Source organism: Streptomyces sp. B21-083, from assembly GCF_036898825.1.
Taxonomy (GTDB): Bacteria; Actinomycetota; Actinomycetes; order Streptomycetales; family Streptomycetaceae; genus Streptomyces.
The window spans coordinates 1,053,663-1,067,615 of the sequence record NZ_JARUND010000002.1 but is presented as its reverse complement, the minus strand read 5'-3'; the positions used below and the strand labels follow the sequence as shown (position 1 = coordinate 1,067,615).

Here is a 13,953-nt window from a genome sequence, read left to right as displayed (position 1 = left end):
GCCACGGCCACCTCGTCCGGTTCGAGGCGAGCAGGAATTGAGCAGCGCCGGGACGCCCGCCGTCTCACGCGAGGAATGGCGTGCACTCCCTGGTGAGCGGGGAGTGCACGCCGGGGGGTTGCACAGCGAGCAGGGGCGGATCACTCCGTCCCGAAGCGCCCTGCAGAGGATTCTGCGGCGTGTGCGGACGGCGTGTCCGACGGTGTGAGCACCCGGCGTACCTCGTCGGCGAGTGCGGGAGCCGCGTTCGCGTCGGCGTCGGCGATCCCGACGCCGTAGCGGAACCGCACGGTCGCGCCGTCCTCGACGGTCAGCTCCTCGCTGAAGAACGGTGCCGGGTTGAGGCAGGCGAACTCCTCGGTCCTGGCGAACCATTGCGGCGGGTGACTCGGGTTGGCCGCGTCGTCGACCATGAGGACGAGCGACTCTGCGTCCGTCTCGTCGTGGCGGCCCGCGAAGCCCATCCACTCCATGCGCCGCCCACGGACCTCGTCGCCACCCAGGCCTTCCTCGGTCACGAACTGTCCGCCGGTGAACGACCGGGGGCCCCGCCAGAACAGGCCGCCGTAGCCGGCGTTCTCCCGTCCCTTTGTGGTCGGCGATCCCATGGCGACGTCCGTTCCGGAGACGTTGGTCATCCGAGTCTCGAACGTCAATGCCCAGGCGTGGGTGGAGATCAGGCTCGCTCGCAGCGTCCTGCGCTCGGTGAAGAACAGCGCACCGGACTGGGTGGTCCAGTCCAGGTCGTGGGCGAACGTCGCCGTCCCGTCGGCCCTGTCCAGGTCGACGACCCGGCGGTGGGCCTGGGTTCCGTTGTTCTGCAGCTGGACGTAGAAGCGTCCGTGGATGTAGGTGGGACCGCCCCAGAAGTTCTCCTCGCCCACGTGGGGCAGGGACCATGCGATGCCCTTGTGCCACACGTGGTCGTGGGGACGGAACAGGCTGACCACCTTGCCGGCCCGGGTGCGCAGGGGGTGGATGTAGGGCTTGGGCGACTCCAGTTGGACGGTGTCCGGCTGGTACACGTAGCGGAACAGCTCGGTGTCGCCGTCCCTGACGGTGACCGAGGTACCGAGGTCGTGGTGGATCTCAAGAGCGTTCATACGCGGGCCTCCTTGACCGGCTCCCACGGCACGGCGCCGCCGTCCATGCTGACCGCGAACGGGTCGTCGTCGGTCAGTTCGCCCGCTGCGACGCGGACACCGCGGAAGGCGGAGGCGTACGTCGCCGCCGCGAACTCCAGCGTGCGGCGCGCGTCCTGCAGACAGACGCCGGGTTCCTGTCCGGTCTCCCAGGCGTCGAACACGGCCTCGATCTGGAGTCTGTGGCCGCTCGTGATGTCCGGCTCGTCACCGTCGGTCCAGAGGTCCGATAGACCCTCGTGGCCGGGGGCCGGGGTGAAGCGCCAGTGTTCCTCTCGGTAGCCGTAGAGGTGTTCGAGTTCGACCGTGACGTATTCGAAGTCGAAGCGCAGGCGTGAGGTCTCCCGGGGGGACAGCAGGGAGTTGACCACCGTGGCGAGGGCTCCGCCCGCGAACCGGACGGCGGCGATCGAGACGTCCTCGGTGTCGGTGGGCCGGGCCTGGCGCTCGGCGAGTGCAGCGATCTGGGACCAGGGGCCGAGAACCGACAGCATCAGGTCGAACTGGTGGATGCCGTGTCCCATCGTGGGGCCGCCGCCCTCGACGTCCCAGCGTCCCCGCCACGGCACGTCGAAGTACGCGTCCGGCCGGTACCAGAGGGTCTCGCAGGTGGCGACCAGTGGCCGGCCCAGTGCGCCGGAGCGGGCCAGCCGGCGCAGGCGTACCGCCGCCGCGCCGTAGCGGTGCTGGAAGACGGTCAGGACCTTGGAGCCTGTCTGCTCCTGCACCGTGGCCAGTTGGTCCATCTCGCGCAGGCTCAGTGCCGTCGGCTTCTCCACCAAAGCGGTGACGCCGGCCCGCATCACCATGGATGCCAGCGGTACGTGGGTCTGCGGGGGTGTACAGACGTGTACGAGATCGAGATTTTCGGTCTCCAGCAGAGCCTGCGGGTCGTTGAAGACCTGCGGCACGGAGAATCGGTCGGCGAATTCGGCGGCACGGCTGGGGTCGAGGTCGGCGACGGCGACCAGCCGGGCACGTTCGGAGAGTTCGGCGAGGGCTTCGGCATGAGCGTGGGCGATACCGCCGGTGCCGATGATGGCCACGCGGTACGGCGGCCGGGGGCTGGGCATGGGTGTTTTCTCTCTCTTGGTTCCTGACCCACTTCTCGTGGGGCTACCGGGGGCCGTGGGCAGCGGCGACGGCCCCCGGAAGGAGGTCACTTGGCAGCGTCGATCTCGCCCTGAAGCTCCTTGATGAAGGCCTTCGCGGCGGCTTCGGGCGAGGTCTTCTTGAAGTAGACCTCCTGGCTGTAGCGCTGCAGCTCCGGCTCGATGCCGCTTCCGCCGTTGGGCGTCACGACCGGCGACTCACCCGGGGTCACGGCGTTCATGTAGTCGGCTGCCGCCTTGTCGGTCCCGGCCAGAGTCGGCTGGAGGTGCTTCAGCATCTCCTTGTTGGCGGGGATTCCGCGCTCCGTCTTGAGGATGTCGGCGGCCTTGGGGTCGTTGAGCATGAAGTTGATGAACGCGGCCGCCTCGGCCGGATGCGCGCTCTGGCTCGAGACCGCCCAGTACATGGAGGGCTTGAAGAAGTTCGCCTTGGTGCTGCCGACACGAGGCATCTGCAGCAGTTGCACATGGGCGCCCGCGGCCTGCTGGATGGCGGTGATCTGGGTGTTGTAGGCCCCCATCATGGCCGCCTTGCCGGTGGCGAAGCTGCCGGCGGTGACACCGGCGGTCAGGTCCTCGACCATCGTCGACGTATTGACGCTGGCCCCGGAGGAGAGCAGGTCCAGACCGTACTTCCACATGCCGGCGAGCGTCTCGGGCTTCAGCGAGACGTTGCCGTCCTTGTCGAAGAGGTTCTCACCGTGCTGACGAGCCCAGTACTTGACATCGCCGGCGGAGAAGCCGGGCGCGCCGGCCGCACCATGGATCTTGCCGCCGCTCTTGTCCGTCAGCTCCTTGGCGATCTTGGCGTAGTCGTCCCACGTCCAGGTCTTGTCGTCGGGAACCTTCACGCCGTACTTCTTGAACATGTCGGTGTTCACGAGGATGGACATGACGCCGACGCCGACGGGAAGCGCGTACTGCGTTCCGTCGATCTGTCCGGTGGCCAGGGCCTGGTCGTCGTACTGCGAGGTGCTGAGGATCTTCTTGGCCTTGCCGAGGTCGTACAGCGCTCCGCGGTCGGCGTACGAGGCGAGGTACAGCTCGTCCATCTGGACGACGTCGGGCGAGTCCTTCGCCGCGGTCGTCGTGGCGAGCGCGTCCCAGTAGCCGTTCCAGTCCTTGTACTGGCCCTTGACCGTGATGTTGGGGTACTTCTTCTCGAACGCCTTGATGACCTCGTCGGTGAGCTGGGCGCGGGCGTCCGCACCCCACCAGGTGGCGCGGATGGTGACCGGCTTGTCGCCGAGCTCGGGAGCGGATCCGGTGCTGCTGCCGCTACAAGCGGTCAGTACGAGCGAGAGTGAGGCGACCGCCCCGATCGCGACGCGTCTGAAGGGGCTGGGGTTCATGTGGTTCTCCTGTGGCTGATAAGTGGGTCGGATCGGTGGCTGCGGTGCTTCCGAACGGCCATGACTCGGTCGCCTCCGCGTGTCCGGCAGTAGCCCCCGCGGTTACTTGCCGCCGGTGGTCGCGATGCCTCGCAGCAGGAAGCGCTGCCCGGCGAGGAAGACGAGGAAGACGGGAACGAGCGACACGACGCTCATGGCGAACACCGAGCCCCAGTCCGTCGCGCTCTGCTGATCCACGAAGGTGCGCAGCGCGAGAGGAGTGGTGTACATGTCCGGGTCGGTCAGGTAAATGAGCTGGGTGTAGAAGTCGTTCCAGGTCCAGATGAAGGTGAAGATCGCGGTGGTCGCCAGGGCCGGGACCATCAGCGGCAGGATGACGTGGAAGAAGATCCGCGCGTGCCCGGCGCCGTCGATCCGAGCCGCCTCGTCGATCTCGCGGGGGATACCCCGGATGAACTGCACCATCAGGAAGATGAAGAAGGCGTCGGTGGCCAGGAACTTCGGCACGATCAGGGGCAGGAACGTGTTGACCCAGCCGAGTTCCGAGTACAGGACGTACTGCGGCACGATGATCACGTGGATCGGCAGCATGATGGTGACGAGCATGATGGCGAACAGCACGCGCTTCGCCCGGAATTCCAGTCTGGCGAACGCGTACGCGGCCAGGGAGCAGGCGAGGAGGTTCCCGAGGATCGCGCCGGTGACGACGATCGCCGAGTTGATCATGTAGTGACTGAACGGTTGGGAGAAGGCGTTCCAGCCGTTGCTGTAGTTCTCGAAGCGCGGGTGCGTCAGGGCGAGTCCCGCACTGCGGAAGATCTGACTGTTGGGACGCAGCGAGCTGACCACCATCCACAGGACGGGGTACAGCATCGTCAGGGCGCAGAGGGTCAACAGGCAGTGCTTGAGAGGGGCGCGCACGGCGCGTCTGACCCGGCGTATCGCGTGAGGGCGGGGGGCGGGCAGCGAGCGGGGTACGGCTTCGGTGCGGTCAGTCATCGTAGAACACCCAGTACTTTGAGGCCCAGAAGTTGACGGCGGTGAAGGCCGCGACGATGAGGAGCAGTAGCCACGCGAGCGCGGACGCGTACCCCATGTCGAAGTGGCCGAATCCGCGCTGGTACAGGTACAGCGAGAAGAAGAGGGTGGAGTCGGCGGGCCCTCCGGTACCGCCGGAGACCACGAAGGCCTGGGTGAAGGTCTGGAAGGCGTGGATGATCTGCAGCACGAGGTTGAAGAAGATGATGGGTGTCAGCAGCGGAATGGTGATGCTGCGGAACTGGCGCCAGCGCTTCGCGCCGTCGACGGAGGCCGCCTCGTAGAGGGAGGTCGGAATCTGCCGCAGCCCGGCGAGGAAGATCACCATGGGTGAGCCGAAGGTCCATACGTTCAGGACGACGAGGGTCGACAGCGCCGTTGACGGCTCCGAGATCCAGCCCTGCCCCTGGACACCGACGAGGGCCAGGGCCTCGTTGACCAGGCCGTTGGTCCCGAACATCGCGCGCCACAGCACGGCGATCGCCACGCTGCCGCCGATCAGTGACGGCAGGTAGAAGACGGAGCGGTAGAAGGCGAGGCCACGCACTCCCTTGTCCAGCACCAGGGCGAGCCCGAGGGCCATCGCCAGCTGTAGCGGGACGGAGACGAGGACGTAGCTGAACGTCACTTCGAGCGACTTGTGCAGACGCTCGTCATCGAGCATGCGCGTCCAGTTCTCGACTCCGTTGAACTGCGGCGGCTGCAACAGGTTGTACTTGGTGAAGCTGAGGTAGAGCGAGGCCAGCATCGGACCGAGAGTGATCCCGAAGAGCCCGACGAACCATGGCAGTAGGAAGAAGAACGCCGCCTTGTTCTGCTGGCGCGCGCCCCGTTGGGACCCGCGCAGCCGGCGTAGTTCGTTGATGGAGCTCACGGCACTGCTCCCTTGAGCGGCGGCATCGGAAACACAGTGGTGCGGGCCCGTCCCGGACCCCGCGTCACCCGAAAAGTGATCGTTCACTTTGTGGGTTGCGAGGACAATAGTGAACGATCACTTTTTACGTCAAGAGTGTGTAGTCTCTGACTTCACCGAACGTTGGCGGAAGGGTGGGGGAAGCGGATGGATGGCGCTGACACGGCGCGACGACGGCCTACGATCACCGATGTGGCGCGGCTCGCCGGTGTGTCACCCCAGACGGTGTCGCGGTATCTGCGGTTCAACGGGGGGCTGAAGCCGGCGACCCTGGAACGCGTGGAGAAGGCCATACGGGAACTGGACTACCGTCCCAACCTGGTGGCGCGGTCGATGCGCACGCGGAAGACCGGCCGACTGGCCATCCTCATGCCTGCCATGGCCTTCAACCCCTCACGCATGCTGGCGGGTGCCGGCGCGACGGCGCAGGACGCAGGGTTCTTCGTGGATGTCGTGAGTGCCGGGGGCGGCGTACGCGCGAGGAGCGACCGCCTGCTGGAGCTCGCCGATTCGGGACAGTACGAGGGCATCCTCTCCCTCGCCCCCGTGCTTCCCGCCGTGGAGAGCAAACTGCACCAGAGGACGGCCGTGGTGATCTCGGCCGACTTCGACGACGAGATGCGCGGCATCGGGCAGCTGGCCGACGCCACGCCCCTGGTGCGGATGATCGAGCACTTGGCGGCGCTCGGTCACTCCCGGTTCCTCCACGTGGCGGGCGACGCGCAGTTCGCCTCCGCGAGGGCGCGCAAGCAGAGCTATCTGGAGACCGTCGAACGCCTCGGGGTCGAGTCCGTCGGGGTCTTCGACGGAGACTGGTCGGGAGAGTCCGGCATCGAGGCGATACGGGCGCTCCCGAGCCATGCGCGGCCGACCGCGGTGATCGCGGCCAACGACCTTGTCGCAGCCGGCGTCGTCCGAGGCGCCCGGGAGCGCGGCTGGGACGTGCCCGGAGACCTCAGCGTGACCGGTTGGGACAACGCCGGGGTCGGGCAGTTCATGACCCCGTCACTGACCACCGTCGACGTGGAGCTCGAACAACTGGGCAGTACGGCCATGGCCAAGCTGATCGCGGGCCTGAGGGACAGCGCGCCCGAGACGGCTGAGGGCTCCTTGTTCCGGATCGTCTGGCGGGAGTCGACGGCCGAGCCGCCTGCGGCAGGGCGTCTCAGCCGCAGGCGGTGACCAGCGCCGCTGCCGGGGTGGGCGCGGAGCAGACGGACCGGGTCCGTCCCCTGCGCCTGCACCGCCCATCCGGCCTGGCCGTGGGTGCGGGCCGAACCGGCCGCGCACGCCGCGCGTCCTCAGGTGCGCATCGCCCTCAGTTCGCGTAGACGTCAAGCCGGCCGCACATCCCGAACTTCCCACGGGCAGCGGGCTGTTCAGACCTCACGGCGGCATCTGCGAGGTGAGGGGAATCCCCGCGCTCCAGCCAGTCGAGCTGCACCCCGGTGGCCGCGGCGGAGGCCTCGGCACCGTGTCGCCACCGCTCACGCCACTCGGCGATGCGGGGCCGTACGAGCGCGGCGGCGGCACGGTGGAACGCGGCCAGGGCCTGTGGCCCGTCGGCCTCCCGAAGTGCCCGGTAGCCCTCCAGAGCGAGGTCCCGCCGGGCCCGGGCGACGCGCTCCCGCTCCTCCTCGGGCGCGTCGGCCGGGATGGCGGTGGCGCGGGCGTACGTCTCCGGATCTGTCAGGTACTCCGGGGGCAGCGTGAGGACCGCGTCCCCCGCCTCCGGCAGTCCGCTGTTCTGCATCAGAACGGTGATCCGCAGATCGCCCTCATTGACCAGCCGGTGGATGGTGCCCGGCGTGAACCAGGCGACCGTGCCGGCCTGGAGCGGAGTGACCTCGTACCCGGAAGAGGTCAGCGTCTGCACGGCCCCGCGTCCGCCGGTGACGACATAAGCCTCTGAACACGCCAGGTGCATGTGAGGCGTGCCGCCGCACGCCCCGTCGGCGGCAGGCCAGTCGTACACCGACAGATGCGAGATGGCGACGCCCCCGGGCAATCCGGTGTTGGTTGTGTTCATGTGTGTCAACACTCCAGTTCCATTCAGTAAGCGCTTTCTATCCTTCTTAATTTACGTTCCGATCGCCCAACCGGTCAATGTTCTGTCTAAAATCAGACCCGAATAGCGAAGCCGCAAGGAGGACGATGTGAACAATGGCTTGGTAGGTAAGAGCGTCTATGCCTTCGGCGACAGCATTGTGTACGGACATGTGTACCCGCACAGTTTCGTGGACGTAGTTGCGGAGCGCGAGGGTATGGCCCTCACCAAGTTCGCCCGGAACGGCGCGACCATAGGCGCCGACCCGCATGCTTCCGGAGGACAGATACTCACGCAGGTCGAGCAAGTGACCGAAATCGCGCCGGACTTCGTCGTCTTCGACGGAGGCACCAACGACGCGCAGTCCATTTTCCGGGACCGCGCGTACACGGTCGGCACCTACGCCGAAGAGTTGGAGAAGACGCTGCACGCCATGGCGCGGAAGTGGCCGACCGCCCGTATCGTGTACGTCGCCGCCCACAAGCTCGGTTCGCGGGACTGGGACACTCAGGTGGCGCTGCGCGAGGCGACCCTGAAAGCCTGCCGCAAGTGGGACATCGCCGTCGCCGACGTCTTCGGAGAGACCACGTTCGACACGCGCGACGACACCCAGCGTGCGAAATACACGTTCGACGACCTGGTCAACGGTTTCCCTGGCACAGAGGGGTCGGGAACACATCCCAACGAGGCGGGTATCACCACTTTCTATGTGCCGGTGGTGAGCGCCACGCTGCAGCAGATTTCATCCCATTGATCAGTAGGCAATCGGATCTGCCTGACCGATATCGGTCAGGTAGATCCTTCTTCATATTGATGAAGTCAGCCTGAGCTGAGCATCATGGCAGTCGAGGAATCGCTTACTAGATCGGTACACTTACCGAAATGCGCACGCCACCAGACTGGCCCTGGCTTTCACTGGCCGAATCCGGTGCCGCGCGAGATCCGGACGTCGTCCACGTGCACCGCCCCGCGCTCACCCCCGTTCGAGTACCACGCGACTTTCGCGATCCCCGGCATCGAGGTGCGGAACGCCGCGTCGTTCAGCACGCGATGGCCGTCGATGTCCAGGTCGAATCGCTGGTTCACGGTGTCCACGGTGAGCGTGACCCGGTACCACTTGCCGTTGGTGTACGTACCGATCACCGTGTCCGTGGTTCCCTTGTACGCGTGGATCTGGCCGCGGGCGAAGGCGACGCTGACGGCTGGGGCACCGCTGGCGTTGTACACGTAGGGCAGCCCGAACCAGCCGGCCTGAGTGTCGTTGCGCATTACCTGCGTGTCGATGGTCACCACGCCCTGCATCGGGGTGCTGAAGAGCCGGGCGAGGTTGGTTCCGTCGGTCCCGCCGCCTTCGATGGTGCGGGTCAGCCGGACGCTCTTGTCGGTGGCGGACGGCGTCTCCACCACGGAGACGTCGTTGTTGGTCGAGATGACTCGCCATCCGTTGGTCCCATTGGCGAGCGCGCCGGTCGCCAGGCCGTCGAACGTGTCCGTGAACGCGATGTCGGGCGCGCCGCGTTCGAAGGCGCCGATCTCCGGACCGTTCCCGATCGGCACAGTTGCCCCGGCGTAGTCGAGGCCCCCGTTGCCGGTGACTGTGGCTCCGGCGTCGACGAACACTGATCCCGACTGGAGCGCGAAGTTCGCCGCCGTGTCGAGCCTCGGACCGTTCTCGTCGCCGTACGGCCCCGTGACGGAGGCATTCACGAACGGCGGCGCGCCGACCACGGCGTTCGCGTCCGACGCCGGCCGAGTAGTCAGGTTGGACGAGTATCCGTTGTTGTTGTAGGTGATGCTCGACGGTTGTATGAACTGGGGGGCGGACTGACCGGAGACGAACAGGTTGTTGGTGAACGTCGCCTTGCCGGAGACACCGCCGGTCACCATGTTCTGCGAATTGGTGTTGGCAATGGTGTTGTTGTAGATGTTCGCCACCGTGCCGCTCTGCTGCGACATGTGGATGTTCCACCGCGTGCTGCCGGTGATGACGTTGTAGCGGAGCACCACGCTGCCGAACTTGACCGCGGAGTTGCACGCACACAGCAGGATGCCGTCGCCGTTGTCGTGAAGGTAGTTGTACTGGAACACCTGGTTGGTGGTGCCGATGTCGGGGTCCAGGGCGTTCTGGTCGGCACCGCCCGAGGAGAGGTGGGTGCCCATGATCTCGTTGTGCTGGACCGTGACGCTGTCGGCCATGTTGGTCTCGACGCCGGAGACACCGACCCGGTCGATCACGTTGCCCTCGACGAGTCCGCCGCGGACGCCGGTGAGGTAGATGCCATTGCAGCCGTAGGGCGTGTTCGCCTGCGTGATGTAGTTGCCGCGGAACGTGACGTTGGTGTACGGCGTGTAGGCGGGGTCGGTGGCCGTGGCGCGCTTGCCCCAGCCGGTGAAGACGGCACCGGGCGCGTCACCGGCGTACTGCTTCGTGACGATCCCGCTGAACGAGGTGTTCTTGATGGTGGAGTTCTCCACGGTGATGCCGTCGAGAACCGTCGGGGCACCGGGCGCGGTGATGTCCTGGACCCCGGTGAGGAAGGCGATGCCGCCGGTGTCCTTGGAGCGGTCCCAGCCCTGCTGGAAGGTGATGCCCGGCTTGTTGTCGGCGGTGCTGCCGCCGACCCACTTGACCTCGCCGGTGACGTCGTGCACATCCACCGAGTCGATCACGAAGTGGTGCAGGGTCTGGCCGTTGTCACCGTGCACGCCAATGCCGCGGAAGTCGCCGAGCTTCGAACCGTCTGTCGTCCCGGTGGGTACCGCATTCGACACGTCGAGGTTGCGGATCTCCCAGTACTGCTGGTTGTTCAGTCGCACCGCGTCGCCGACTGTGCCCTGGCCTGCGATCTTCGGCTTGGCGCCCGTTCCGTAGCTGTCGATGGCGATCGGGGCGTCGTCGGCACCGGACCCCTTCGGCCAGAGCTGGCCGGTCCAGCTGTCACCGGCCTCGAAGCGAATCGTGTCGCCGGGCTGGAACGTGGTTGCGTTCACCTTGCTCAGCGAGCGCCAGGGCGCGCTGCTGCTGGTTCCGACGTTGCTGTCGCTGCCGTTCGCGCTCACGAAGTACGTGGTGCCCGCGGCGGCGAAGGCCCGCTGCGCGGGTATGAGCACGATCGACGCGAGCACGACTGCCAGCGCGCAGAGTGCGGCGGCGGTTGCTTGTGACACAAGTCTTCGATTGACGGTCATGGTCCTCTTCTTGTCGTCTGCGGTGGTGAGGTACTGGCTCCTGTCATGACGCTTCCAGTCGAGGCGTCGCGTAACGACCCAGGGCGGGGACAGTTCGGGACCGTGCGGTGGATGCACCGACGGATGCTCGACGGCATGGGAACCGGGCCGGCCGGACATGCCCCGTCGGGAGCGGAGATCGCCGACGGCTCCAGGCGTCTTGATAGCGGTGTCACAGTGCCCTCCCGGATGTGAAGCCGACCGTTTGGAAGCCTCGTGCTTGTCCTGGCGGGCGTGGTGGGAAAACGTATTCCGCGCAGTGTGCCCAGTTGACCGCGAGTGCGTCAAGGTTTCGAGCAGATGAACGCGGCAACGCTGTGGGGCTCCGCCGGAAGTCGGCGGCACCATTCGAAAGCGGGTCGTGCGGCAGCCCGGTCTGTCTGCCGTCGAATGGTGCTGCGCACTGGCCGCTCGAGTACCCGTCGCCCGGCGGGCGCGGGAGCGCAGGCCGAACTCAGGGTTCCTGGCGCATGGGCGGGGAGGCCGGCGATGGGGACCTGCCCCGCCCATGGGATCGGTCGGGTGCTCAGTCGGTCACGAGACCTTGACCAGCTTCCATCGCTGGTTGGTGCTGCGTTGGTGAACCACTGGTAGATCGGTGTGCCGTCGGTGGTCTGAGCCTTGTACACGTCGGTTTGTACCCGTTCGAACGGGACTCGATGGTGTACGTGCCGCTGCCGGCAGGGGAGATCAGCCACTGCTGGCTGACGCTCCCGCTGGAACTCCCCAGCTGCAACTGGGTGCCGGGCCAGGTGGAAGCCGCGTTGATGTCAAGGACCTTGCCACTGGTGACACCTGTGATGGTGAGGTAGCCGCCGCTGGTGTAAGTCAGCTTCCATTGCTGGCTGCCGCTGTTCTGGTCGGTCTGGACGATGGGAGTGCCGTCGCTGGTTCCACCGTTGGAGGCGGTGAGCGCCTTGCCGCTGCCGACGCTGATGATCTTGTAGGTGTCGGAGAGGTCCGGGACGGTTTCGTGGGTGACGGGCAGGTTGGAGTGCTCGACGGGGTAGTAGCCGGCCGTGCCCAGGCCGACCAGGCCCGCGCCGTAGCTCGTGTCGGTGACCGTGCCGACGGTGGCCCCGTCGATCTTAACGGTGATCGTGCTGTCCTGGAAGGTCAGGGCCAGCTTGTGCCAGGTGCCCGTGCCGGGCGCGATGACCGAACCACTGGCCAGGGTGGTCCAGTTCCACGAGTTGGTGCCGGTGGTGCCGGTCTTCAGCAACGCCCAGGATCCGGTGTCGGACAGGCGCAGGTGGTAGGCGTTCAGCCCGGTGCTGAACTTCGACGGACTGCCCACGCGGCCGAGAATCTCCGCGGAGCTGCCGCTCTTCTCCAGCAGTACGCCGGAGCTGACCGTGTAATTGCTCCAGCCCACGTCGCCCATGAGGGTGTAGGGCCGGACGTCGTTCGAGGCCGGCGCCCACCAGATGATCGGCTTCATCGGAGCGGTCTGGCGCAGGCACTGGCCGCTGCGGCCCCCGGTGCAGGGGGCGGCCTGGAAGGCGCCGTTCATCGAGGCGAAGTACTTGGCCTCCGGGTCGGCGCTGTATCCGGCGAAGGAGTCCGAGTACGGCATGGAGCCGGTTGCGGGCGGGCGGGGTGGTCGTTCCGGCACCCTGACCGGTGGTGGTCACGGTGTAGACCCGACCGGGTTCCAGGGTGAGGGTGTACGTGCCGCCGACGGCGGTCAGGTCGCTGCCCCGCAGCATGCGTGGAGTGGCGCCGCCGGGCTGCGACAGGTCGGTGGACCACACGTGCAGGGCCCCGCCGGACAGCCCGCCGGCGACGTCGAAGGTGACTGTCTGGGACGCGGTGGCGTCCAGGGTCTCGTAGACGGTGCTCCAGGCGCCCTTGTCGGGCGCGGCCTAGCTGGTGCGGGGCCTGTCGCGTGGATCGCAGAGGGGCCCGCCCGGTGGAGGAGTTTTTTCTCAGTGGGAAATCGTATTCCGCACAGTGTGCCCGTTCGTGATCGCAGGCGTCAAGCGTCGGTCAACGGGCATGAAATGCGGCTATGACGTGGCAGGTTCTGGTGCCCGAAGGCGCTGTGCGCGTCGGCCGGAGTGATCGGCTCAGGGCGGTTCAGACGACGCGGATCGCCGTGCTGGCGCGCACCACGACCTGCCCACGCATCATCAGATGCTCTGCTTCCGCTTCCGCACGATCCGCGAGTGCCAGGCGGACCGCCTCGGCACCTGCCTGCGCCAGCGGCAACGACACGGTCGTCAGCCGCGGTGTCACGTCGGTCGCGAGCTCGATGTCGTCGAAACCGGTCACCGAGACGTCGTCCGGCACTGCCACCCCGGCAGTACGGAAGGCGGACATCGCACCGATGGCGATGGTGTCGTTGGCTGCGAGCACCGCATGGGGCGGCTCCAGCCCCTCGGCGACCAGCCGCCGCGCCGCGTCGAACCCCCCTTGGCGGCTCACCGCGCAGTGCGAGATCCGGATGTGCCGCTCCTCGACGCCGCCGTCGCGGAGCCCGGCCATGAAGCCCGCGGTGCGGGCGGATACGTTCCCCTGCCCGCGCGCGCCGGCGAGGATCGTCACGTGCCGGTGCCCCGCCCCGGCGACGTAGCTGGCCAGTTCCTTTGCGGGGCCGTGATTGTCGAAGCTGATGGAGTCGAACGGCATGTCGGTGTCGCCGACGATCACTACCCGGCCGCCCTCGCGTTCGTAGCCGAGCAACTCGTCGAGCAGGCGCCCGCCGAGGGCGTTCGTGTCGAGGCGGCTCGAGGTCAGAATGAGCGCACGCGGTCGCAGAGCACGCTGCACCCGGACGGTTTCGAGCTGCCGCTCGGCGGTGCCGTGGGTCGACGAGACGGTCACGAACGCCCCGGCGTCGCGTGCCCGCCGTTCCATCGCCGCGGCGACCATTCCCATCGACGGGGTCGTGAGGTCGTCGCCGACGACCGCGATCGAGTCGTTCGCGCGCCGCATCGCCCGGGCCGAGGCGTCCGCGGTGTAGCGCAACGCGGCCGCGGCGGAGAGGACCCGCTGCCGGTATTCCTCCGCGACCGTCCGGGAACTGCCGCCCAGCACGCGTGACGCGGTCGGGACCGACACACCGGCGGCCGCCGCCACGTCACGCAGCGTGACGGTCGGCCTCGCTGAATGGGGCATC

General features: G+C 67.2%; 11 protein-coding genes. 2 read left to right on the top strand and 9 right to left on the bottom strand.

All coding sequences use genetic code 11. The features are described from left to right. Positions 1-140: 140 nt before the first annotated feature. From QA861_RS28890 to QA861_RS28870, 5 genes are all read right to left on the bottom strand, one after another. Complete coding sequence (locus tag QA861_RS28890; RefSeq protein ID WP_334591606.1) at positions 141-1,103, bottom strand: DUF6807 domain-containing protein; 963 nt, start codon at positions 1,101-1,103, stop codon at positions 141-143. Beyond that, positions 1,100-2,215, bottom strand: coding sequence for a Gfo/Idh/MocA family protein (locus QA861_RS28885; protein ID WP_334591604.1), 1,116 nt, complete (start codon positions 2,213-2,215; stop codon positions 1,100-1,102). The genes QA861_RS28890 and QA861_RS28885 overlap by 4 nt, the downstream gene beginning before the upstream one ends. An 86-nt stretch (positions 2,216-2,301) precedes the next feature. Continuing rightward, on the bottom strand, positions 2,302-3,606 hold the full coding sequence (locus tag QA861_RS28880) for an ABC transporter substrate-binding protein (protein ID WP_334591602.1): 1,305 nt from the start codon (positions 3,604-3,606) through the stop codon (positions 2,302-2,304). Between the two features lie 102 nt (positions 3,607-3,708). Beyond that, positions 3,709-4,605 carry a carbohydrate ABC transporter permease gene (locus tag QA861_RS28875; RefSeq protein WP_334591600.1) on the bottom strand — a complete coding sequence of 299 codons (897 nt, stop codon included), beginning with the start codon at positions 4,603-4,605 and terminating at the stop codon, positions 3,709-3,711. Beyond that, complete coding sequence (locus tag QA861_RS28870; protein WP_334591598.1) at positions 4,598-5,518, bottom strand: carbohydrate ABC transporter permease; 921 nt, start codon at positions 5,516-5,518, stop codon at positions 4,598-4,600. Before QA861_RS28870 ends, QA861_RS28875 begins: the two co-directional genes overlap by 8 nt. 231 nt (positions 5,519-5,749) lie before the next feature. On the opposite strand from QA861_RS28870, the gene QA861_RS28865 reads away from it, so the two are divergent. After that, entirely contained in the window at positions 5,750-6,739 is a 990-nt protein-coding gene (locus tag QA861_RS28865) for a LacI family DNA-binding transcriptional regulator (RefSeq protein ID WP_334591596.1), read from the top strand. A gap of 136 nt (positions 6,740-6,875) precedes the next feature. Here QA861_RS28865 and QA861_RS28860 read toward each other — a convergent pair whose 3' ends face one another. Further along, positions 6,876-7,586 (bottom strand): cupin domain-containing protein, encoded by a 711-nt coding sequence (locus tag QA861_RS28860; protein WP_334591594.1) that lies wholly within the window; start codon positions 7,584-7,586, stop codon positions 6,876-6,878. A 127-nt stretch (positions 7,587-7,713) separates the two neighbouring features. On the opposite strand from QA861_RS28860, the gene QA861_RS28855 reads away from it, so the two are divergent. Then, a complete protein-coding gene (locus QA861_RS28855; protein ID WP_334591592.1) occupies positions 7,714-8,358 on the top strand; it encodes an SGNH/GDSL hydrolase family protein in 645 nt (214 codons plus the stop codon). Between the two features lie 158 nt (positions 8,359-8,516). Here the strand turns inward: QA861_RS28855 and QA861_RS28850 are convergent, their stop codons facing one another. The 3 genes from QA861_RS28850 to QA861_RS28840 form a co-directional block, all read right to left on the bottom strand. Then, positions 8,517-10,772 (bottom strand): right-handed parallel beta-helix repeat-containing protein, encoded by a 2,256-nt coding sequence (locus QA861_RS28850; protein WP_334591590.1) that lies wholly within the window; start codon positions 10,770-10,772, stop codon positions 8,517-8,519. A gap of 586 nt (positions 10,773-11,358) precedes the next feature. Beyond that, positions 11,359-12,408 carry an RICIN domain-containing protein gene (locus tag QA861_RS28845; RefSeq protein ID WP_334591589.1) on the bottom strand — a complete coding sequence of 350 codons (1,050 nt, stop codon included), beginning with the start codon at positions 12,406-12,408 and terminating at the stop codon, positions 11,359-11,361. A gap of 503 nt (positions 12,409-12,911) precedes the next feature. Then, positions 12,912-13,913, bottom strand: a complete 1,002-nt coding sequence (locus QA861_RS28840; protein ID WP_334591588.1) for a LacI family DNA-binding transcriptional regulator — start codon at positions 13,911-13,913, stop codon at positions 12,912-12,914. Positions 13,914-13,953 lie beyond the last annotated feature (40 nt).

What these genes read in the sequence shown, in the direction of transcription:
- QA861_RS28890 (WP_334591606.1), bottom strand. Translation starts at nt 1,103, where the DNA reads ATGAACGCTCTTGAGATCCACCACGACCTCGGTACCTCGGTCACCGTC.
- QA861_RS28885 (WP_334591604.1), bottom strand. Translation starts at nt 2,215, where the DNA reads ATGCCCAGCCCCCGGCCGCCGTACCGCGTGGCCATCATCGGCACCGGC.
- QA861_RS28880 (WP_334591602.1), bottom strand. Translation starts at nt 3,606, where the DNA reads ATGAACCCCAGCCCCTTCAGACGCGTCGCGATCGGGGCGGTCGCCTCA.
- QA861_RS28875 (WP_334591600.1), bottom strand. Translation starts at nt 4,605, where the DNA reads ATGACTGACCGCACCGAAGCCGTACCCCGCTCGCTGCCCGCCCCCCGC.
- QA861_RS28860 (WP_334591594.1), bottom strand. Translation starts at nt 7,586, where the DNA reads ATGAACACAACCAACACCGGATTGCCCGGGGGCGTCGCCATCTCGCAT.
- QA861_RS28845 (WP_334591589.1), bottom strand. Translation starts at nt 12,408, where the DNA reads ATGCCGTACTCGGACTCCTTCGCCGGATACAGCGCCGACCCGGAGGCC.